Here is a 22,657-nt window from a genome sequence, read left to right as displayed (position 1 = left end):
ACGGCTAATTACTATGTGGAAATGTGCACAGTTTTGAATGCAGTTGAGTTCACACGATCTTGTATGGCTTCATTCCCGTATAAGCTGCACCTCCCCCAAGGAATGATCATCCAGGTGACTCTGTGGAGCGTAATTCATGACTGTTTGTCCGATCGTGCCACTTGCATCGTATATTGCAGGATTGGATCGTTTTTATATGTGCCTCATAAAAGCACAGTTATGATTAAAATAAATTGCAGTATTATACTGCAATTGTCATAAGCACATAATATTCGTTTTGCACTCATTTGTCTAGTCCCTTGTTGAAATATTGTTGCCGCTTCCCGCCTTTTTTTGTCAATCCGTTATTGTTCGGCGTTCTCGGCCGATTCGATTTCAACTATTAACCGACCCGTTCGTACTTCTCATCCTTCACTTCCTCCTGAAGACGATACAGCTCTTCCTCCAAAACCGCGACGACGCGTGAGTAGTCCGGATCCGCGTAGACATTGATCATTTCGTACGGATCTTTCTTCAGATCGAACAGCTCCCATTCCGGCTCCTTCCGCTCGTCCTCCGATCCCGACGTGCCGAGCGCATCCGCGTAATAATAAATAAGCTTGTACTGCTCCGTCCGAAGGCCGTAATGGGCGTATACTTTATGTTCCGACAAATGCGTCCAGTACCGGTAATACATCGACTTGCGCCATCCTGTCGGGCTTTCGCCGCCGAGAATGGGCCGGAGGCTGACCCCTTTGCTGAATACCGATTTTACGATTACCGAAATTGCCGACTATCTCGGGTTTTACGATACTTCTTACTTCTACCGGATGTTCAGGAAGATGACTTCCATGTCCCCTACCGCTTTCGTCGCGCAGCAGGATCCGGGGAACCATCATTTCTTTATCAGGCAATTATGATCGATCGTTTATTGAACCGAGTCCGGCGCTGCACTATGATGAATCGGGCAGAAACTTTACATCGAGACGTTTTGGTTCTGCTCGATGATTGTACCGGAGGGTGAGCATATGATGAGAAAACGGCAGTGGCACATGCCCGTCCTGCTGCTATTCGTGGCGCTGACAGCGTGCGACAAACAGGAAGAACCGCCCCTGGAAGCGTTCAAGGCATATTTGACCGATTGGCAGCAGCTAAACTTGGAGGCCATGTATGACCGGTTGACTCCGGAAGCGCAAGCCAGGATCACGCGGGAAACTTTCGCCGAACGGTACCGGAACATTTATGACGGGATCGAGGCCAAGCAGCTTGCCGTCACGAATACATATCGGGATCTCGAGGAAATCGGTAAAAGCGAAGCCGAAATCGCATTAGACTATCATGTCGAAATGGATACGGTAGCGGGGACACTCCGATTCGACCATCGAATGAAGCTGCTCAAGACGAAGGTCGACAAACGAACCGAATGGAAGGTCGAATGGGACCCTTCCCTCCTCTTCCCTCAGTTGGGCGAAGGCGATAAAGTCCGTGTGCAGTCGACCAAAGGAGAACGCGGCGAAATATTGGACAGCAGCGGCAAAGGATTGGCCATTAACGGAGCGGGCATCCAGATCGGGGTCGTTCCGGGAAAATTGGGCGATGCCGCGGAGCAGTCCAAGGAGAAGCTGGCCGGCATGCTGAAAATGGCCAAGGGCGACATCGACAAAAAGCTGAACGCCTCCTGGGTCAAGCCGGATGTTTTCGTCCCGCTTGCATTCGTTCCGGAAGAGGAAGCGAACCGTTATCTCGAAATCCCGGGTACGGACTACCAGAAGAAAAAGATCCGCGTATATCCTTACGCCGAGGCGGCTGCCCACTTGACCGGCTATATCGGGGAAATCAGCGCGGAGCAGCTGGCCAAACGAAAGGACGGGCAATATGAAGCCGGCGACTGGATCGGCCAAGCAGGCTTGGAGCAGCTGTGCGAAGAACGATTGAGAGGCAAGGACGGCGCACGTATTGCTATTACCGGCGCGGACGGCAAAGAGAAAGCGGTCCTGGCCCGGACGGAAGCAATGACTGGAGAAACGATCAAGCTGACGATCGACGCGGAACTGCAGCGGAGCATCTACGACGAGTTCGGGAAGGATGCGGGATCGGCGGCCGCCATCCGGCCCCTCACCGGCGAAATTGCCGCATTGGCCAGCAGCCCGTCTTACGATCCTAATGCGTTCGTGCGCGGAATATCCCGCGAGCAATACGATCAATGGAACAACGACCCGCAGAAGCCTTTCCTGAATCGCTTCTCCAAAGGCTATTCGCCGGGGTCGGCCTTCAAAATCGTCACGGCCGCTATCGGCTTGGATACAAAAACGCTCGATCCCGCCGAAGCCCGGCCGATAACGGGACTCGCTTGGACCTTGGATCGTTCATGGGGCAACTATTACATCACACGCGTTCACGATACGAATCCTGTCCGTTTAATGGATGCGCTTGTCCACTCGGACAACATTTATTTCGCCCAAACGGCGCTAAAAATCGGTACGAAGACGTTTGCCGAGGCAGCGGGCAAGTTCGGCATAGGCGAGGAACTGCCGATCCCGTATCCGTTCAAGAAATCCCAGCTGTCCAACAAAGGCATCCAAAACGATATTCAGCTGGCGGATTCCGGGTACGGGCAAGGGGAAGTGATCATAACGTCGCTGCATGCGGCGCTCATCTTCTCGGCTCTCGTCAATGACGGCAATATCGTATATCCCGTATTGACGGACGAGGATGGCTCGAACCATTCGAATATATGGAAGCGGCAGGCGATGACGGCGGAAACGGCTGCCCTCTTGCGCAACGATCTGATCCGGGCGGTCAGCACTCCCGGCGGAGCCGGTTACGGCGCTTATATTCCGGGCGCCTCCATCGCGGGCAAGACCGGAACGGCGGAATTGAAGCAGAGCAAGGAGGAGAACGGCAAGGAAAACGGTTGGTTTGTCGGGTTCGACTCGGCGGATCCCGAGCTGCTGCTATCCATCATGGTCGAGGACGTGAAAGGCCGGGGAGGCAGCGGTTATGTAACGAAGAAGGTCAAACGCATTTTCCAGCAAGCGCTGCAACAGTAAAGAAGCAATTGAGGGATACTTCGTCTCGAAAAGTCGTTGAACAAGCCCCTCCGTCAAAGCGTACGGTAGGGGCTTTCGGTGTATTCTATTTCAATTACCAAACCTGTCTGGCGGAGTTCTATCCCAATGTCTATAATGGCGCCGCCGTCGAGCTTCTGACAACCAGATTCGGCTGCATGACCGTGCGCAGCTCTCCGTCGTACGCTTTGTCGAGCTGTCCGATCAATCGGTCGACGGCCGTTCTACCCATTCGCTCGGTAGGCTGAGCCACTGTCGTTAAAGGTGGGTCCGTCACCGACGCGAGAATCGTATTGTCAAACCCTATGACGGAAAGATCGGACGGAACCTTCATTCCGAGCTGCTTGGCCGCTTGCAGCGTGCCGATCGCCAGCAGGTCGTTGCAGCAAAATATCGCCGTGGGCGGATCTTCGCATTGCAGCAGTTGGGCGGCTAAACGTTTGCCTTCCTTGACCAGCTCGTCGCCGCATGCCTTAATACGGGAGTCCGGCAATTCGCCGCCCGACAGCTCCACACCTTCCCGGAAGCCGCGAATTCGTTCCTTGCTGCTGCTCAGCTTGGGATTCTCGGTCAGCACGGCCAACCGGCGATGGCCCAGAGCGAGCAAATGCTCGGCGGCCATGCGGCCTCCGACGTAATCGTCGACGATTACGGTCTTTACGTCCAGGCCCGGCATTTCCCTGGCGATCATCGCGATCGGAGTTTCGTTATCGAGGAAAGGCTTGAGCATCTTCTTGTTGTCAATGCCGGTTCCGATGATGATGCCGTCCACGCTTTTTTGCTGAAGAAGCGATATATACCGCTCCACCCGCTCGTCCTTGTTCTCCGTACTGCAAATGATCAGGCTGTAGCCGAGCTGATGACCCTGCTCCTCGACCGCCCGGGCGATTTCGGCAAAGAAGGGATTGGATATATCCGGCACGAGCAAGCCGATCGTATACGTTTTCTTTCCCGTCAAAGCGCTGGCGATCCGGCTGGGCTGGTAATGGAGCATTTCCATGACCCGGATGATTTCCTGACGCCGTTCTTCGCTTATTTTTCCTTTGCCGTTAATGACCTGAGATACGGCCGCGATCGAAACGCCCGCTTCGCGAGCTACATCATAAATCGTCGCCTTCATCTTTTCCCCGCTTTTCCGTCGTCGCTAAAGTTCATTTCCTTCTATTATGAATAGTTCGGGAAAAAGTTGCAACCGGCCTTCTCATCCTTGCGGCTTGCTCATGATCCACTCGTGATCGGGATCATTATGGAACTTCCACGTTCGGATCGGGCCTGCCATCACATTCAAGTAATACACCTCGTACCCTGGCGGCGCCGAGACCGGATGGTACCCCCTCGGAACTAGCACTGTCTGGCCGTTCCCCACGACGACCGTCTCGTCGAGCGTACGATCGTCGGTATATATGCGCTGCACGGCAAAGCCTTGCTCGGGCTGAATGCGGTAATAATACGTTTCCTCCAGCAGCGATTCGGCAGGCAGCGCGTTCCGGTCGTGCTTGTGCGGCGGGTAGCTGGACCAATGCCCGGCAGGCGTAAATACTTCGACCACAAGCAAGCTGTCCGCCGACTCCGATTCCGGCAAAATGTTATGGATGCGGCGTTCCAGCGCGCCGTAGCCCCGGGTTTCCGACCCGACACGGTCAGGCGCGATCAAGCGGGCCTCGTTGCGGCTGTTTCCCGGTGCGGAGCATACCGCAAGCTCCAGCTCCGTGACCGCGCGTATTTCATAGAAATCGCCGTCCGGGACGTATACGGAATAAGGCTTCGAGCGCTCGAAGACGCTCATCCTTTCGCCGATTCCGCTCCACTGCGACTTGGCTGTCTCGACCTCGGCAATGCCGCTCAACAGTACGATGCAAACTTCGCGGCTTCCGGTGTTTCGTCGAAACGTTTGCCCTGCCGACAGCTGTACGAGCTCGAAGCCGACGTATGTCCAGCCGGCCGACTCCGGCGTGACCGTCAGCACAACTCCTTCACGATCGGGGGTTGACCGCGGCATAACGATCAGGTTTGACATAAGCTCGATCCTCTCCTCCCTGCTTGCATATGTTTACGGCTAAATTAACTATGACGAATCGCGTCTGGCGCATGAGCGGACTCGATCGCTTCCGCAAGTTTCACGGGACGTCCGAGACGGAACGACAATTTGGCGGCCGCAGCGATCCGCTCTGCCTGCAGCCCGTCGTAACCATCGACTGCAGGCGGCTTGTCGCGAAGAAGGCAATCGACAAACTGGCGGGCTTCTTCCAAATAGGCGGCATTGTAGCGCTCCAGAAAAAAGGGCAGCGGCTTATCCCGCCATATTCCTTCCGACGTGCTGACCTCCGCCGTGTTCGGATGGTCGTTGACGACGGTCACGCTTCCCTTGGAGCCGAATACTTCCACCCGCTGATCGTACCCGTATACCGCCTGACGACTGTTGTCGATGACGCCGAGCGCACCGTTTGCAAAACGAAGCGTGACCATCGCCGTGTCGATATCCCCGTGCTCCTTGAATGACGGATCGATGAGCACGCTCCCCTGAGCGTAAACTTCCACGACTTCGCTGCCGCACAGAAAGCGTGCCATATCGAAGTCGTGGATCATCATATCCATGAAGATGCCGCCCGATACTTTGACGTACTCGGCTGGCGGCGGACTCGGATCGCGCGAGGTGATTTTCACGATATGCGGCTCGCCGACCGTGCCGGCTTGCACATGTTCGCGAACGCGCCTGAAGTTGTGGTCGAAGCGGCGATTGAACCCGACCTGCAGCTTGACTCCGGCTCGGTGTGCCGCCTCGACCGCTTCCTCCGTCAGGGCGATGTCCATACTGACCGGCTTTTCGCAAAAAATATGTTTGCCGGCTTGAGCCGCCAGCTTGATGAGCGAGGCATGCGTGTCGGTCGAGCTGCAAATGAACACCGCATCGATATGCGGATGACCGATTAACTCTTCGCTGCTCTTGGTTACCCGACCGATGCCTCTTTCAGCGGCCCATTGTTCCAGCTCGGGACCAGCAAACAGATCGCTGATCGCGACAAGGGAAGCGCCGGGCAGGCGTAACAGGTTGTCGGCGTGAATTTTGCCGATTCGTCCCGCTCCGATGATGCCGATTCGGATTGTTGTCATGTAACGCTCCCTCCCGCTTTGCCGGCACAGCCGAAGCGTCCGATTTTGGCTTTTACGGCCGCTTTTATCGCCTCCCGCGCCGGGACAAAATAATCGCGCGGATCATAGGTGCCGGGGTGATCATTCAAAAATTGCCGGACCGTTGCGGTGAACGCCGTCTGATTGTCCGTGTTGACATTGATTTTGCACGTGCCGTGCGCAATCGCCCTTTCAATTTCTTCATCCGGCAGCCCGCTTCCGCCGTGCAGTACGAGAGGCAGGCCGGTCAAGCGGCGAATTTCCTCCATCCGCGCGAAGCCGAGCCGCGGCTGTCCGCGGTACGGACCATGGACGGAGCCTAGTGCCGGAGCCAAACAGTCGATACCGGTCGCGCGCGCGAGACGGGCGCATTGTTCCGGGACCGCGTACCTCGATTCCGCTTCTTCCACGACCAGATCGTCCTCCCTCCCCGTAATGCGTCCCAGCTCCGCCTCTACCGTGGCGCCGAGTGCATGCGCAGTCTGAACGACGCGCCGGGTAACGTCGATATTTCTCTCGAGAGGCTGATGGGAAGCGTCGATCATAACCGAGGTGAATCCGGCATGCAGCGCGCGGACACATAGATCGAAGGATGTCCCGTGATCCAAGTGAAGGGCTACCGGAACCGAAATGCCGTAGTGTCCGATCAAAGAACGGACGATGCCGGATATGCAGTCAAGACCGCCCATATAAGGGATATAGGCTTCGCTGACGCCGAGAATGACAGGAGCCTGTTCCTCCTGCGCCGCGAGCAGGATAGCCTGCGTAAATTCCAGATTGTTCAGATTGAACTGTCCGACGGCGTAACCGCCGTCCAAAGCGTGCAGCAGCATTCGTTTCATCGAGACGAGCGGCACCTTGCATCCTCTCCCGGCTACAAAAATTTGATTGACGAGTTGCGCCTACCAACGGGCGGTAACCATTTTTTTGCGGGTGTAGAACTCGACTCCGTCCGCGCCGTTCGCATGCAAATCGCCGTAGAACGATTTCTTCCAGCCGGAGAAAGGGAAAAACGCCATAGGCGCGGGGACGCCGAGATTGATCCCGAGCATGCCGGCATCGATCGTTTCGCGGAACTGCCGCACGCTGCCGCCGTTCTGCGTGAACAAGCAGGCGCCGTTCGCAAATTCCGATTCGTTGGCCAGTTCGATCGCATCCTCGAGCGTCGCCGCCCGGACGAGGGACAGCACCGGGGCGAAAATCTCGTCCCGCCAAATTTTCATACCGCTATGCACGCGATCGAAAATCGTCGGGCCGACGAAATAGCCGCGACCGTCTACAGCCGTATCAAGACGGCCGTCGCGGATCAGCTGTGCGCCCTCGCGCTCGCCGGCTTCGATATACGACAACGTCCGCTCTTTATGAGAGTTTCGAATGACCGGACCGAGGAAGACGCCCTCGTCGAGACCGTTGCCGATTGTCAGCCGGTCGGCAGCTTCGGTTAACCGTCTAGTCAGCTCGTCGCCGATGTCCCCGACCGCCACCACGACGGAGCAGGCCATGCAGCGTTCGCCGGCCGAGCCGAACGCGGCGTTGACGATTTCTTTCACCGCCAAATCGAGATCGGCATCGGGGAGCACGATCGAATGGTTTTTTGCCCCCGCCAGCGCCTGCACCCGCTTGCCGCGCTCCACCGCCGTCCGGTACACGTATTCCGCCACCGGCTGCGAGCCGACGAACGATATGGCTTTTATATCCGGATGATGCAGCAAACCGTTCACTACATCTTGCGCTCCATGGACGACGTTCAGAACGCCGTCCGGCAACCCCGCCTCCCGGAACAGCTCCGCCAGCCGGTTGGCCAAGAGCGGAGTGCGCTCGGAAGGCTTCAGCACGAACGTGTTGCCGCAGGCTATGGCGAGCGGGAACATCCAACACGGCACCATCATCGGGAAGTTGAACGGAGTGATGCCTCCGACAACGCCGACCGGATAGCGGTACATGCCCGATTCCAGATTGGACGCGATATCCGGCAGCTGTTTGCCCATCATGAGCGAGGGAGCACCGGCGGCAAATTCGACGCATTCGATGCCTCGTAGAACTTCGCCGTGGGCTTCGTTGTAGCTTTTGCCGTTCTCGCGCGTAATGAATCCGGCCAACTCCTCCCAATGGTCGACGAGCAGCTGCTGGTACTTGAACAGGATGCGCGCCCGCTTCGGAACCGGCGTACGGCTCCATGTACGGAAAGCCTCCTTGGCGGAATTTGCCGCCAGCTCCACATCCTCCTTCGCGGACAGCGGAACATACGCCAGCAGTTCCTCCGTCGCCGGATTGTATACAGGCTCGGTACGGTCGGAAGAAGCGTCAAGCCACTCTCCGCCGATCCAGTTTTTCAACCTTTGCACCATCGATGTCTCTCCTCTCCGGTCAGGAAGCGGTTATTTCGCCGCGGGCGCACCGTTCGATATAGTCGCGGACTTGGTCTGCCGTCGGCATCGCGTCGGAGCAGCTGTGGCTGGAAATGACGACGCAGGCTGCGGCGCTGCCGAACTCCATGCTTTGTTCCAACGTCCATCCGTGCATGACGCCGTACAAAAATCCGGCAGCGTAAGCGTCGCCTGCGCCGAACGTTTTGACCACCTTCGCCGGGAAGCTCCGGGCCTGATGGCTGGCACCGTCGCGCGTATAGGCGATGGAGCCTTCCCTGCCGTGCTTGATCACGACGATTTCCGCCGAAAAATCGAACCATTTTGCCGCTGTCACGCGATCGCTCCTATCCGGGTTCGGCTCGAAACGTTCCATCCTATCGAACTCATCGCGGGTACCCAGCAAGATATCGCATTTTTCCGCCGCCAAGTTGTAATAGACCGCCGTTTCCTCGGGCGATGACCACGTATACGGGCGGTAGTCCAGATCGAAAACGACGATGCATCCATGCTTGCGGGCATAGCCGAGCGCCTGAAATACCGCTTCCCTGGAAGGGCTCTTGGCCAGTGCCGTACCGGAGATGAGCAATGTTTTGGAGGCGGCGATCAACTCCTCCCGCACCTCTTCGGGCTTCAATAGCAGATCGGCGGCATTGTCGCGGTACATGAGAATGCTGCAGTCGTCGGGGCTTTTGATCTCCGTGAAAGCCAGTCCCGTCACCGCGCCGGTATGGTCGATCACCACATTGTCGGTGTCAATCCCTTGACGCTGCATATAACCGGTTATAAAGCGTCCCATCTGATCGTCCGCCACTTTGCCGATAAACGCGGTGTTGAGCCCGAGCCGGGCCATGCCGATTGCTATGTTGGCGGGGGAACCGCCTACATATTTGGTGAATGTCATCGTTTCTTCCATCGGGCGGTTGATTTCGTTCGCATTCAAATCAATGCACAGTCGTCCGATTGCGGTAAAGTCGAACGCACGATCCGGTGGAAAAGAAATATACGTCATAATACCCATTCCCACTTTCTATGTTCAAGTAAATGTATAATCGTCGCACAAACTCGGCCGCTCTCCTTCAACGCAGCAAGCCCTCCAGATAAGCAAGCGATCTTGAGGCGTATTCCCGTGCGGGATGCAAAACCGGGTCCTGCTCGCCTTCCAGCATTGCCCAGCCCTTATATCCGCGACTAGCCAGCTCGGCGATAATCGGACGAAAATCGAGAGAGCCGTCGCCCGGAACCGTGAACACGCCTTTGCGAATGCAGGCGATGAAGTCGGCACCTTCCGCCCGCGCCTCATCCAGAACGGCTTCGCGTATATCCTTTAAATGAATATAGGCGATACGGTCGTAATGGTCGCACAGCAGCCGGAGAGGGTCCGCTCCGCCATAGCGCGCATGACCGGTATCGTACAGAAGATGGACAAGGGCCGGGTCGGTCAGCTCCATCAGTCGGCCGATTTCCTCAGGTCTCTCCACCACGGTGCCGCCATGATGATGATAAGCGAGCTTCAAGCCGTATTCGTTAGCGATTGCCCCCGCCATGTTCAGCCCTTCGGCCAGACTCAGCCAGCCCGCTTCGTCGAGCCGCGCCACTTCCTTCTCGTACGGAGTACGGCGAGGGTCGAAGTGCAGGGAGCCTCCGATCTCGCATGTGCTGATTACCTCGCTGCCCATTTCCCGCAAAAACTGCGCATGTCTGCGATAAGAGAGAAGCTCCTCCACCCTTCCCGACGGATCGGAGAACAGCACCGACTTCCATTGCGACACCAGCCGAATCCCTCGCCGGGACAATGCTTCCCGCAATACGGCCGGCTCGGTCGGAAATTTGCGTCCCATTTCCGTTCCGTTCAGACCGAGAGACTGGATATCGTCGACGATTTGCTCGAAGGTCGTATCCTCTCCGTGCTCCCGGACATCCTCTCCCACCCAGTTGATCGGATGAATGCCTAGCTTGAAGGGTAGCCCCGCCAGTTTGGACATCTCTTCCTCCCCCTTTACCATGAAATCGGTCAAATCAGCCTAATGTCGCGGGTTCGCGCTTCCATCTCCCGGTATGCCTTCAGCACGCTGCCGCTTGCCGACACTTCCGGTACGCCGACCTGCCACCACGATTCGTAGCCGGTCGTGCCCGTACCCGGTACGACCGGAATTTCGATCAAGGTCGATATCGATTCCCGCTTCGCTTGACCGAGAGCCTCTTTCAACTCCGCGGCCGTGGTCGCTTTGTATGCTTTGGCGCCCAAGCTGCGGGCGTGGGCGGCGAAATCAATCGGCATATATCCGCCTGTCAACCGGCCTGTAGCGGAGGAACGATAGCGGAATTCATTGCCGAAGCCATCGCTCCCATGACCCTTTTGCAGCTGGTGAATGCATTGGAAGCCGTTGTTGTTGAACAGCAGCACCGTTATTTTGCGTCCCTCCTGCAAGCTCGTCACAAGCTCGGAATGAAGCATCAGGTAGCTTCCGTCTCCGACGATCGCGAATACGTCCCGGTCCGGCGCAGCCAACGCGGCTCCGAAAGCGCCGCTTACCTCGTAGCCCATGCACGAGAAACCATATTCCATGTGATACGTTCGTGGCTGCGAGGCTCTCCACAGCCGGTGCAAATCCCCCGGCAGGCTGCCTGCCGCGCACACGATGACGGCGGACGGATCGATCGTTTCATTGATGATCCCGAGCGCGCGGGTCTGTGCCAGTCCGGCTTCGTGCTCCAGCGCGTACATCCGGTCCACCTCGCCGTTCCAGCGTTTTTTATGTCCGGCGATTTCGGTCGTGCCGTATCCGCTGCGGTAGCCGCTTGCAAGGAGTGCCTCGGTCAGCGCCGAAAGTCCTTCCCGCGCGTCGCAAGGGATAGCCTCAGCGCCCAGCTTCGCGGCATCGAAGCCGTTTATGTTCAAGTTCAAAAACCGCACCTCGGGATGGGCAAACGCCGATTTGGAGGAAGTCGTGAAGTCCGAATAACGCGTACCGACGCCAATAATAAGGTCGGCCTCCTTGGCCAGGAGGTTGGCTGCGAGCGTACCCGTCACCCCGACCGCCCCGACATTGAGCGGATGTTTCCATGGCAGCGCGCCTTTACCCGCCTGCGTTTCCGCTACCGGAATGCCGAAGGCTTCCGCGAATGCGGCCAGCTGTTCCGCCGCCGAGGCGTACAGTACTCCGCCGCCGGAAATGAGCAGCGGACGATTTTTCGTCCGGACGAGCTCCGCGGCACGTTGTATCGCATCAGGAGACGGCGGACGGCGGTCGACGTAATGGACTTGCCGCTCGAAGAAAGACAGCGGATAATCATAGGCTTCCGCCTGCACATCCTGCGGCAGGCATAGTGTGACCGCTCCGGTCTCGGCCGGATCTGTAAGCACTCGCATCGCCCTGCTTGCCGCTGCGATCAGCTGCTCCGGACGTTCGATGCGATCCCAATATTTGCTGACCGCCTTGAACGGATCGTTCGCTGAAATCGTGTAATCCCCGGCCACCTCCAGCTGCTGCAGTACCGGGTCGGGCTGACGCGAAGCGAAATTGTCACCCGGAAGCAGCAGAACAGGCAGCCGGTTGACCGTCGCCGTTGCCGCAGCCGTCACCATGTTCAGTGCCCCCGGGCCGATCGAGGATGTACAGGCGAATATTTGCATGCGGTTGCTCTGCTTCGCGAAAGCGGTAGCCGCATGAACCATGCCTTGTTCATTTTTGCCTTGCACGAAGGTCAGCTCTCCGGCGCTGCGTTCCAGCGCTTCGCCGATCCCGGTCACGTTGCCGTGCCCGAATATACCCATTACACCCTTGACGAATTTCGTTTCTCTGCCATCTGCCGATACATACTGACAATCCAAATACCGGAGCAGCGCTTGTGCCATCGTAAGACGAATCTTGCCTTCCGCCATTCGCTCAAGCTCCTTTCCACCAGTCGGGTATAGCGCTTAACCCATCATAGAAAAATCGCTTCCCTAATTGGGTTAAGCGCTTAATTGGACACCGTTTCATCTTGGCTCGAGTAACGCTGCATCGGGCTTTTATCCCGTTACAAAGTCCGCTCTCAGCTCGCCCAACCGGGCGACATCCTTCGTCGTAATCGCATCGACTCCGCATCGGATCAATCTCCGCATCGCATCCGGATCGTTCACCGTATATACCCATACCGCAAGACCGCACTCATGCGCAAGCTCCACCACCTCGGGGCGGCACGTGTCGACGTGCATATTGAGACCGTAATAACGGCCCCTGGTCCCTTCCAGGCATACTTTTTCCGCAAATGACCGGTAGCTGTCCCGCTCATCGGGTGTAAGCTTGGTTGGGGTATTGAGTACAACCCGGATATCGCTATGTCGGCTCGTAATATTCTCGCTGCATCCGGTAATGTAGACCCGCTCTACTGCTTCGTGCTCTCTGACGAGCCGAATGATGGGTTCTATCGCTGCTTCCGTCTTGATATCGAGATTCAGTCTTGCATTATGCTTCATCGCAAGCTCCAAAACATCCGACAGCCGTACGATCTCGTGCCGAACGTACAGAGCGTCAATTTTCGACCGGACATCCGGCTCGTTCAACTGCCCGAAATCGTATTCATGGATATATGGAGAATCGTCATGGAGCAGTACGACGGTGCCGTCGCGGACGATTCTCAAATCGACCTCCACGATATCCGCTCCCAGCCGGATCCCCTCCATGAATGATTCAACCGTGTTGTAGGGCGTGTCGTTGCAACCGGTATGAGCGGCAATCAACGGAAACGGTCTGTCGGTCATCGTTTATTCCTCCTCGCGCCCGTCTGATAGTAACGACGGTTGCCGAACGTAAATGGGGTTGGTGAAGGCAATCATCGTTCTGATACCGCTCAATGCTCCATACAACTCCGCTCTGAGCCAAATCAATCCATCCAGCTTGACGGCAACCGTGGCAGAGGGTCGATCCCGTGTTACGGTCAGCTCTCCCAATAGTCCCGCGTTGCTTGTCAGTCGCACCTTCAGCTCCTGATCGTCCAGTTGCCAATGCTCTTTCCTCGCCGAGAAATCGACCTCGACCTGGATCAAGCCGGCTTCCGACTCTTCATGCAGGGAGATTTCCTCTCCGATTCGGTACACGCGACGAGTCGGCTCGTGCCATACCGTACAATCCAGCAGCGGACCCATCGTCACGCTGACCGCGCCGCCGCGGATCGCGTCGACAACCGTTTGCTCCATGGCAAACTCTCCGGCGACGGCGATATCTCCGTGTGCGAGACCCAGGTAAGCAACCGCGATCGGTTCGCTTTCCTTCTTCGAGGACACGTGCCAGTCGCGGCCGCACAGTCCTGCTATTCGATATCCTTCGTTCAATTTGTCCGTCCATAGTCGGAAAGCGGTTTGGTTGCTGCTCATGATGGATGGGAAGATGCCGGACCATACCTCGATATAATCGATGTCATGCCAATCGGTAATGTCGTATTCCCAATAGCAGCCCGTGCATAGCGGACTTCCCATGCGGAACGGATGGGCGATGCCGACGATTCCTCCTTGCCGATGCACACGCTCGATCCCTTGATGGATATCCTCGATTCCCAGCTGTCTCCAATCCGCGTACTCGCCGATTCCTACCGCAAGCATATGACCGTAGAAGGTCGTCCATTCCATGCCGCGTACAATATGGAGACGCGTCTCCTCTTGAATGCGCTTCCTTTCGAGAAGCGGCGACATCGTATTATGATCGGTCATGGCGATGCCGAACAAGCCCAGCTCCTTGGCGCTTCTCGCCAGCTCAAGCAGCAAATGCTCTCCGTCGCTGTGGAACGTATGCGTATGCAGTTCATAAGGAAGCCACTGCAACATTTACCACTCCTTCTCTTCCCGCACCGTCAGCCTATAGCTGCACAGGTCGGTGACAAGCGCATGGACACTCAACGTTATAGACCAATTCCCTACCTGCAAAGGACCGGGCATCAGACCGGGCGAAGCGGAATCGGCGGCCAGAAACAGATGCTGCTCGGCATGTTGCCGGTGGCATGCTCCCCGGAAGCCGGACGGATCATCGACCGAAACGGTTATCAAATTTTTCAACGGCAGCCATTTTTTCAAACCGTCCGCGATGCTCTGCTCGCTGCGGGCACCGTACTTATGCACACTTTGACGAACGATGTCCATCGCTAATGCTTCATCGTCCAGCGTCTTCGGCGAATACCGGAAATCGATATGCAGTCTGCGGCACATCTCGGAAACGGAGAAGGAATACACGATATGCGTCCGGGTTTGGGTCGCCTTCAGCATCGCTTCGACGTCAAGCAGTCGGTTCATGGTCCCTCCACCTTCTTCTTATTTCGCTTTCTCTTCCTGCACGTTTTTCAACGCCTTTTCCTGTGCGTCCGACAAGGCGGTGTTCATGTCCTTAAGTCCCAAAGCCATATTTTTTTGTTCATCGCGCACGATACTCGATGCTTTGCTGCCGTAAATCGAAGATTTTTGCGACGGAGTCTGCTTCGTCAAGAAGATGTTCTGAACTTTTTTGCCTTTATAGCTTTCGAAATTTTTGGCGTAATTGTTCTGAATCGCCTTGTCCGGAATGGAGCTGATGCGAGCGTTAGCGCTTACATTCATTTGCGTCTCGCGGGAAACCGACTCCAGCAGCACTTGGAATGCTTCATCCTTATACTTGCTCGTTTTGGAAATAAAGGTCATGTGCGAATCGACCGTTCGGCCGTTGCCGAGCTTATCCTGGAAGTTGGGCAGCGCAGAGATGTCCCAGCTCGTAAATCCGGCTTTCATCGCTTCTTCCAGCGGAGCGGCGACATCGTTCGTCCATTCCAGAAACATCGCAACGTTCTGGTCCTTCAGAAAGCCGTTCCGGCCCCAGTTATGTTTGCCGTTCGGTCCGATTTGACCTGGAATTTCGTACACTTGCTTCAAAAACTCGAACACTCTTTTGTACTCGGGAGAGTTGAAATTGGGCTGATCGTTGCTTCCTATGGCGGGAATGCCCAGCTGACCGGCGATCGTGTCGGCGTGCTGTGGCTCGAAGCCGATGTATTGCATGCCGTTTTCCACGCGGTTGATTTTTTTGGCGACAGGCAGTATTTCTTCGAAGCTCATCAAGTCTTTGGGGTAGGGGATTCCGACTTTATCGAAAATATCTTTATTGTACAGCATGACGCCATAGTTCAGCGAGAATGGAATCGAGTACAGTTCGCCCTTATCGCCCGCCTGTCGGATTCTTTCCAAAATCGGCTGATCGTACATAGACAAATCGACTTTGTATTTCTTCACGTATTCGTTCAAGTCCTGCATAATGTCGAGCTGCTTCAGCAAAGCGAAATAGCCGTTGCTGGCGAATATGAGATCGGGCGTTTTGTTGGCCAAAATGAGATCCTCGAGCTGTGAGCCATCCCCCGGCTTTATATATTCCAGAGTAATGTGCGGGTACTTTTTCTTTACCGGCTCGACGAAATAGGTCTGAAAATCCTTTTCCGTGAATCCTACACTCTTATGGTTCGTAATGGTCAACGTGACCGGTTCGGGAGGCTTCGCCGGTTGCTTCGCCTCTTCCGCCTTTTGCCCCTTGCCGTCCCCTTGCGTCTCTTGCGCCTCCTTCCCGCCCCCGCATGCGGCCATCGTCATGACGAGCAGAGGCAGCGCCAACATCGATAAGCCTTGCTTCATTTTCATGCAATCCCCTCCATAAGATTGTATGGACTTGCAAACAACCATCCCCGATTCGACCGAGACTTCTTTGCGGTTACATCGTGACCACCTCCTTTCCTTTGGCTTGAACGGCACGGACCGTTATGTCTCATTGCAAGACAGGCCCCGTAGTGCCTCGAACGATCAATCTAGGTTCGTATTCAATCCGGGAAGGACTTAATTCAAGCCTTTGAATCAATCGATCGAGCATATACACCGCGTCTTGCCCCATGCGCTCTTTATCGGTATGGACGGTCGTCAACGGAGGAGTCGAGAAGCCGGCGAAATCGATATTGTCCGAGCCTATAATCGAAATATCGTGCGGAATCCGCAAGCCCTTCTCCTGAATGCCTGCAATAGCGCCCAGAGCCAGCATGTCGTTCGTAGCGAAAATGGCGGTCGGATAGTCATTGTGGGAACGTTCCCACATCGATCGGAAACTTGCGAGTCCGTCCTCGAACATGGAGGTTGAAGCGAAATAGCCGTATTCCGACTGAATGACGACTCCCAGTTCCTTCATCCGTTGACAGAAGCCTTCATACCTCAGATGGTGGCTTCTGTGATTTTGCGGACCGGCAAGGACGGCAATCCTCCGGTGGCCCCATTCGTACAAATGGTCTGCAGCCAACATGCCGCTCTTAAGGTCGTCGTTAACAAGCTGGATGACGCGCTCATTCTCCGCCGTGCCGTTAACCATCAAATACGGAACGTTAAAGCTGTCGATGTATCCGATCGCCTCCTGACTGAGCCGGCTGATCAGCACGAGTCCGTCCACTCTTTTCTCCAGCATATAGTCGGCCGAACGGAGCGACATCTCCTTATCCGTGGAAACAAATACCGAGAAGCCCAAGCTCTCGGCCGCCGCCAAAATGGCATCCAGTATTTTTCCGTAAATGGGATGCGACACGATCGGGAAATCTTTGCGATAAATGATGACGCCTATGTTGAACGTACGTTGGGACACCATCGCTCTGGCTACCGCATTAGGCTTATATTGCAGCTCCCGAATGGCATTCAGCACTTTCTCGCGAGTTTTGGGGCTGGTATAGCCGTTACCGGAAACGACGCGTGAGACGGTCGATTTGGAAACCCCTGCCCGTACGGCTATATCTATTATCGTATAGTTCAATAGAAACCGCCCTGCCTTTCCGTATCGGCTTCTTATGAAGCGGTTATTGGGGGTTAAGCGCTTCATCTGCTACAAATACAATATATACCAACCGCCATTTGCTTGACAATAGCTTTTTTTCGGAATTGTGCAACTATTAAAACTCCTATTCTGCCTGATTCATGATCACCGAAACAAGTTAAAAAAGCCGCGCAACAGCTGCGCAGCCTTTATGAACCGGATGATGACGATAGTGGCACATTGGGTTCTTTATCGCTTGCCCGTCCGCCGTCTACGAATGGACATCCGTTCGGGATCGTTTGCCATCCAGAATCGGCGACTGCTAAGAGCTTACTTTCATGATATCCAGAAAAGGCACCTTGGTCAGCGAGTCTTGCTGCTCGACGTGTACGAGCCGCGTCCGTGCATCCAACGCTACGATCCGACCGATTACCGGATCCGTTTGTCCCCATACGGTCAGAATGACTTCCATTTCCTCATCCTTGGCTTCAACCAACTGGTTTCCCAGTTCTTCCAGCTCAAATTCATCCCTTGTCGGTCGCTTCTGCTTATGCTTTGCCATACACTTCTCCAACTCGCTCTCATAAATTCAAAAAATGCCGTTACCGAGTTTCCTCATCGCTCTTGTCCATCATACCATCCCGCATCCAACGATTTCCACTCCATGAGTCTATAAGATAAAGGGGATGAACGATGTTATTCATTTCATAGTGCCTCGCCCAAGCTTACACCGGAGTCCGGGCGGGTTGTCCGGCCCTGAAAGCTGTGCGTTAGCCGTTAGACCCGCTAGCCCGCGACTTCCCCCGTTTCTTGCGCAGAAGCGCAACCAAAAATAGCAGCAATGGAATCATGAAGCGGATCGCCAAGGCATAAAAAGCGAACGACGTGCCCAAGAAGCCGGACAACACCTGCAAGTCCGGTGCTATCCATACGCTTAGCACCAACAGTAGAAACCCGAGCGGAAATACAAGCGGCTTATAGCTTTTCATTCCCAGCCACTGGGCTGTTCCGACTACCGCAATATAATAGTGCATGCAGATTTGGACAAAAGCTCCCAATATCCATATCGACATGACAACGGCTTCGATATGCTCGATAAAACCGGCGAGACTGATTTGCCGAACGGCAACCATCATCGGATAGCTGAGATCGGCCGTTAATTCGCCAAATAGCAATAGAGCCGCGAGGTTGGTAATCACCATGGTCAGCATCACCGCGCAGACCGAGATCATCCCCCATTTCATCCCTTTGCTTTTATCGCTCAGAAACGGAAACAGAAATAGAGCGGCAAAGTAGGAGGAAAACCAGTCCATCGGCGATGCGGCTCCTTTGAGTACGGGGACAAATCCCCGTTCCATGACCGGAAACACGTTCTCCGGGTTCATTCCCGGCAGGAGCAGCACGGTTACGATCAGGACCAGTACGATCAACAGGGTGATGAACGACTGCGAGCATCTGCCCAGTACTTCCAGACCGCATCTGACCGCTATGGCACAGGCTATCACCGTCACTCCCGTTATGGCGATCATCGGAGTTTTCAGAAAAAAATTGCCGACGATGAATTCGCCGTACTGCCGAATTACGATACCGCTCAAATGCAAATAAAAAAATACGAAAACGAACCCGAGCGCCTTTCCCGGAATGCGACCGGCCACTTCGATACAGTATTCCATCACGGTCTTATTGGGATATAGCTTATCCAATCGATAGGCGATGTAAATAAGCATATATCCGACCAGGGAAGCGATAATCGGCGATAGCCACAAGTCCTGCTCGGCCTGTCTCGCCGTGATGGCCGGGAGTATAACGATACCTGTCGCTACCGGCATCGAATATAGCATCATCGCCATTTGAAAAGACGATACTTTTCCTAGTTCGATCACGATGTCTGTCCTCGCTTGTCCGCAGCTGACGCCCGGAGGTTTGTTACTCCAAAGTTTTACCCAGCGGCTTGAAAATCGTGTCCACCAATTGGGTTGGACCGGGAAGCTCCGGGAAAAACACTAGCAGCACGGCCAGCACCCATCCCAACACCGTTACGGCTATAAAAGCGGTGCGCAAGGTCGCCGGCTGACGAGAAAGTTTCGGCCAATCCCATAAAAAAATGACGACGACCAGCAATGTTATCCCTATTATTTCGCCGGCTTTCATTCGGAACGCCCTCCTTGATTCGATCGAAGAGCCGAGGGAGAGGAAAGCCCCTGTCTCTCTATTTTGACATCGCTCTCAAAAGTGACTTTTACTTGCGGAAACTTTTCGTCCCATTCGTCCTTTACCCGGTTCCACTCCTTAGGATATTTCCGGTGGAAAGCTTGGGCGAAGCCCAAAATATCGGCGTTCATATTTTGTTGGACCGCGGCTACGGCAGCCGCTATTTTGGCGTCGATTTGCTCACCGAAGTCCTTCTCCAATTGTTTGGCCAGCTCGGGCTTCCCATAATCCAGCAATGTCGTATTTTGAATCAAGTCTCCCTCCGCTACGCTCTTCACGGTTATCGTCCATTCATCGCCTTCGATCGAAGGAATCAGCTTCGTTTGACTGCGGATCAACCTGGCAGTGACGAATCCGCTCTCCGTTTGTTTTGGAGTAACGGTTACCGTAGCCCTATCGATTTCGTTTCGGATCCACATCACACCGCGCGTTATATCGCTATCGATAAAGCCGACCAGCTTGTCCTTCTTCAAAATGCCGGCTCCCCTAAGATAAGAAATTTTGCCCGACCCGCCATTTTGCTCCTCCGACTGGGAGTACTTGACTAGCGGCAGGACGGCCGCACCTGCTCTACTGACCAACATCCGGCTCAAATCCACGATCGTAGTCGCAATCCCGAGATGAAGATCGGTCAAGTTATGCAGCATTTCGGCAGAATCCCTTTCCAGCGGAATGTGTAAAGTGAGGACGCGCTTTGCAGGTCCTTTGCTTATCAGAATATCCGCATTGTCTCTCACTTCGGGGCTTCGAAGAAGAAAATCGATATGGTCGCGAAGCCCGTTTTTCGCCAACTCCTCGCCGATAATGAATATTTCACCGTGTCCCCAAAAGATTTGCCTCGACAGCTTTTCTTGAAGCTTGGACATCGCATCCGCGATGGTGGTTCCCACTTCGGATCTTACGATCGTCTGTCCGTCGACCCCGCCACCGTTGCCGCTCTCCTTCATCCCTTGCTGCTGACCGCCTCCCGCGGTTCTCGGATTATACACCTGCACGGAAAGCTCGATTTGATCCTCTCCAGCTTTATCAATCCCCGTAGCCATAATAACCGACAAATTATTGACTTCCTTGCGGTCCCAACAGCCGGCTGCCAGCGTCGTGCCCATAAGCAGGAACAGAAGCAGCAACAATCTCGTCGCTGCGGATCGAGGCAGCCTCTCTTTTCCCGATCTCATCGCGCAGATTCATCCCCTTCGGACGATTTCGGTCTTTGTCCGGCCGGTTGTCTGATCTTGTTGAACTCTCCGTTCAGACTTGGCCTGGTGCGCATCATCCAGTGAGGCGCCCTTATCAGCACATCTTTCATATCGCCGCTTTTCATCGGTGCGATCGGGGACAAATAAGGAACGCCGAACGAGCGAAGCGAGCATAAATGAACATAAATGACGATAAACCCGATCATTAAACCGAGCAACCCGAGCATACCCGCCAAGAGCATGATAGGAAAGCGCAGCAAGCGCAGCGCAATTCCCGCCGAATATTGCGGGATCATAAAAGAAGCGATACCCGTAATGGCAACGACCATCACCATCGGCGACGAAACGAGCCCTGCCGCCGTCGCCGCCTGTCCGATCACGAGCGCTCCGACTATACTTACGGCCGCCCCCACTTGCTTCGGCAGCCGAACACCGGCTTCCCTCAAGCCTTCGAACGTTATCTCCATGAGCAATGCCTCCACCAATGCGGGAAATGGAATCTCCTCCCGGGATTTGACCAAGGTCAGCAGCAAATTGGAAGGGATCATTTCCTGATGGAACGTAACGACGGCGACGTAAAGAGAGGGAGCGAGCAGCGCGACTCCTACGAAAAAGTAACGCAGCCAGCGAATGGCGGAACCGATCATATAGCGCTGATAGTAATCTTCCGGAGACTGCAGCAAGGCGAATATAGTAGTCGGGGCGATTAAGGCAAAGGGACTTCCTTCGACCATAATCAACACCCGGCCTTCCAACAAGGCACCGCTGGCCACATCCGGCCGTTCGGTTGTCGAGAGCTGGGGAAACGGAGAGTACGGGTTATCCTCGATCATCTCCTCGATATAATTGCTTTCAAGCACGCCATCGATTTCGATACGCCGTATCCGTCTTGTAGCTTCTTCTATCAACTCGGGATTGGCAATTCCGTCGATATAGGCAATAATGACCCTCGTTTGCGTGTACCGGCCTACCAGAACGGATTTCATTTTGAACCGATGACTTTTGATTTTTCTGCGAAGCATGGACGTGTTGATCACCAACGTCTCGGTAAATCCTTCGCGGGGACCGCGAACTACGGATTCCGCCATCGGCTCGTCAATACCCCGTTGCTCCCATTTGGCCAGCCCGATTGCGATTCCCTTAGGGTTGTTCTCATTCAGAACAACGGGGTTTCCCGATGAGACTTGCAGGATCAGTTCGGCAAACGTGTTCACTTCCATCGTTTGCGAGACGTTTATCATGTCCTTGATTTGCTGCCCCTCGCTCCCCGCCGGACATTGTTTGCTCATTAACGGCAGCAGTACATTTTGATCGAGAAGCTCCATATTCGACAAACCGTCAATATAGACCAATACGGCTTTTGTTAAGCCGCCGATCCGGAAGGCATGAAGAATGACGTCCGAGCAATTTTCAAAAGCGGATTTCAATACCGATAGGTTGGAATCCAAGCTTTCCGATAACGGTGCATCCAGCTGATTGTCAACAAGTTCTCCGCGCATACTTCCTTCGTTTCCTGATTTAGCGTGTTTCACCGCAGAGTCGCACCTGCCCTAACCGGATTATGAAAGTAAGGCTATTTTTGGCAAAAGGACCGGAGATTATTCTCCGCCCGGATACTGGAGCATTTCCGGACCGTTTACCATCGTATATGCCTACAATAAAAGACGACCTGCAAAGGTCGCCGGCTTATTCCGCATCCGTTGATGAAACGCACTCCTCGTGCAATGTTCAGCGGGAAAATATAACGATATATAAATCTTCTCCTCCATCCGAACTGACGCCGAGACTTGCGCTTATTTGCGACAGTGGAATAAGGCTTATTGGCTCACGATCAAAATCCCCCTATCAAGAATAGGGGGCCGCTTCGACCGATATATTTGCTATTTGGCTCCGCTCATCAAATCCATCAAAAATTGACTATGCGCCTCCAA

Annotated in this window: 21 protein-coding genes; 2 read left to right on the top strand and 19 right to left on the bottom strand. The window is 54.8% G+C overall.

Annotation, left to right across the window (positions count from 1 at the left end):
- Positions 1-382 precede the first annotated feature (382 nt).
- Complete coding sequence (locus tag FE784_RS02945) at positions 383-676, bottom strand: sulfatase/phosphatase domain-containing protein (RefSeq protein WP_246131880.1); 294 nt, start codon at positions 674-676, stop codon at positions 383-385.
- A 58-nt stretch (positions 677-734) separates the two neighbouring features.
- Between FE784_RS02945 and FE784_RS02940 the strand changes: the two genes are divergently transcribed.
- Together FE784_RS02940 and FE784_RS02935 are read left to right on the top strand one after the other, a co-directional pair.
- Positions 735-899: a helix-turn-helix domain-containing protein gene (locus FE784_RS02940; protein ID WP_246131879.1), complete on the top strand. Its 165-nt coding sequence runs from the start codon at positions 735-737 to the stop codon at positions 897-899.
- 108 nt (positions 900-1,007) lie between these two features.
- A complete protein-coding gene (locus FE784_RS02935; protein ID WP_139600633.1) occupies positions 1,008-3,029 on the top strand; it encodes a penicillin-binding transpeptidase domain-containing protein in 2,022 nt (673 codons plus the stop codon).
- 130 nt (positions 3,030-3,159) lie between these two features.
- Here FE784_RS02935 and FE784_RS02930 read toward each other — a convergent pair whose 3' ends face one another.
- From FE784_RS02930 to FE784_RS02845, 18 genes are all read right to left on the bottom strand, one after another.
- Complete coding sequence (locus FE784_RS02930) at positions 3,160-4,167, bottom strand: LacI family DNA-binding transcriptional regulator (protein WP_139600632.1); 1,008 nt, start codon at positions 4,165-4,167, stop codon at positions 3,160-3,162.
- 81 nt (positions 4,168-4,248) lie between these two features.
- Complete coding sequence (iolB, locus tag FE784_RS02925) at positions 4,249-5,064, bottom strand: 5-deoxy-glucuronate isomerase (RefSeq protein WP_139600631.1); 816 nt, start codon at positions 5,062-5,064, stop codon at positions 4,249-4,251.
- Between the two features lie 44 nt (positions 5,065-5,108).
- Positions 5,109-6,158, bottom strand: coding sequence for an inositol 2-dehydrogenase (iolG, locus tag FE784_RS02920; RefSeq protein ID WP_139600630.1), 1,050 nt, complete (start codon positions 6,156-6,158; stop codon positions 5,109-5,111).
- Positions 6,155-7,033 (bottom strand): class II fructose-1,6-bisphosphate aldolase, encoded by an 879-nt coding sequence (gene fba, locus FE784_RS02915; RefSeq protein ID WP_139600629.1) that lies wholly within the window; start codon positions 7,031-7,033, stop codon positions 6,155-6,157. Before fba ends, iolG begins: the two co-directional genes overlap by 4 nt.
- Before the next feature lie 45 nt (positions 7,034-7,078).
- Positions 7,079-8,524 (bottom strand): CoA-acylating methylmalonate-semialdehyde dehydrogenase, encoded by a 1,446-nt coding sequence (locus FE784_RS02910; RefSeq protein WP_139600628.1) that lies wholly within the window; start codon positions 8,522-8,524, stop codon positions 7,079-7,081.
- A 19-nt stretch (positions 8,525-8,543) separates the two neighbouring features.
- Positions 8,544-9,554, bottom strand: a complete 1,011-nt coding sequence (gene iolC / locus FE784_RS02905) for a 5-dehydro-2-deoxygluconokinase (protein WP_139600627.1) — start codon at positions 9,552-9,554, stop codon at positions 8,544-8,546.
- 67 nt (positions 9,555-9,621) lie between these two features.
- Positions 9,622-10,518, bottom strand: coding sequence for a myo-inosose-2 dehydratase (gene iolE / locus FE784_RS02900; RefSeq protein ID WP_139600762.1), 897 nt, complete (start codon positions 10,516-10,518; stop codon positions 9,622-9,624).
- Positions 10,519-10,556: 38 nt separating this feature from the next.
- Positions 10,557-12,428 carry a 3D-(3,5/4)-trihydroxycyclohexane-1,2-dione acylhydrolase (decyclizing) gene (gene iolD, locus FE784_RS02895; protein ID WP_139600626.1) on the bottom strand — a complete coding sequence of 624 codons (1,872 nt, stop codon included), beginning with the start codon at positions 12,426-12,428 and terminating at the stop codon, positions 10,557-10,559.
- Positions 12,429-12,557: 129 nt separating this feature from the next.
- Positions 12,558-13,289, bottom strand: coding sequence for a glycerophosphodiester phosphodiesterase (locus FE784_RS02890; RefSeq protein ID WP_139600625.1), 732 nt, complete (start codon positions 13,287-13,289; stop codon positions 12,558-12,560).
- A 3-nt stretch (positions 13,290-13,292) separates the two neighbouring features.
- Complete coding sequence (locus FE784_RS02885) at positions 13,293-14,348, bottom strand: CehA/McbA family metallohydrolase (RefSeq protein ID WP_139600624.1); 1,056 nt, start codon at positions 14,346-14,348, stop codon at positions 13,293-13,295.
- A complete protein-coding gene (locus FE784_RS02880; RefSeq protein WP_139600623.1) occupies positions 14,349-14,810 on the bottom strand; it encodes a hypothetical protein in 462 nt (153 codons plus the stop codon).
- 18 nt (positions 14,811-14,828) lie between these two features.
- On the bottom strand, positions 14,829-16,175 hold the full coding sequence (locus FE784_RS02875) for an ABC transporter substrate-binding protein (protein ID WP_176705919.1): 1,347 nt from the start codon (positions 16,173-16,175) through the stop codon (positions 14,829-14,831).
- Between the two features lie 124 nt (positions 16,176-16,299).
- Complete coding sequence (locus tag FE784_RS02870; RefSeq protein WP_139600621.1) at positions 16,300-17,319, bottom strand: LacI family DNA-binding transcriptional regulator; 1,020 nt, start codon at positions 17,317-17,319, stop codon at positions 16,300-16,302.
- 322 nt (positions 17,320-17,641) lie between these two features.
- Positions 17,642-17,881, bottom strand: coding sequence for a YolD-like family protein (locus FE784_RS02865; RefSeq protein WP_139600620.1), 240 nt, complete (start codon positions 17,879-17,881; stop codon positions 17,642-17,644).
- A gap of 208 nt (positions 17,882-18,089) precedes the next feature.
- Complete coding sequence (locus FE784_RS02860) at positions 18,090-19,202, bottom strand: GerAB/ArcD/ProY family transporter (protein WP_246131878.1); 1,113 nt, start codon at positions 19,200-19,202, stop codon at positions 18,090-18,092.
- A 43-nt stretch (positions 19,203-19,245) separates the two neighbouring features.
- Positions 19,246-19,470 carry a hypothetical protein gene (locus tag FE784_RS02855; RefSeq protein ID WP_139600619.1) on the bottom strand — a complete coding sequence of 75 codons (225 nt, stop codon included), beginning with the start codon at positions 19,468-19,470 and terminating at the stop codon, positions 19,246-19,248.
- Entirely contained in the window at positions 19,467-20,705 is a 1,239-nt protein-coding gene (locus FE784_RS02850; protein ID WP_139600618.1) for a Ger(x)C family spore germination protein, read from the bottom strand. The genes FE784_RS02855 and FE784_RS02850 overlap by 4 nt, the downstream gene beginning before the upstream one ends.
- Positions 20,702-22,225 carry a spore germination protein gene (locus FE784_RS02845; protein ID WP_139600617.1) on the bottom strand — a complete coding sequence of 508 codons (1,524 nt, stop codon included), beginning with the start codon at positions 22,223-22,225 and terminating at the stop codon, positions 20,702-20,704. The genes FE784_RS02850 and FE784_RS02845 overlap by 4 nt, the downstream gene beginning before the upstream one ends.
- Positions 22,226-22,657 lie beyond the last annotated feature (432 nt).

The sequence above is a fragment of the Paenibacillus hemerocallicola genome, assembly GCF_006265175.1.
Taxonomy (GTDB): domain Bacteria; phylum Bacillota; class Bacilli; order Paenibacillales; family NBRC-103111; genus Paenibacillus_AB; species Paenibacillus_AB hemerocallicola.
Note: the sequence above shows the minus strand (reverse complement) of the source record. Positions and strands in the feature narration are given on the sequence as shown.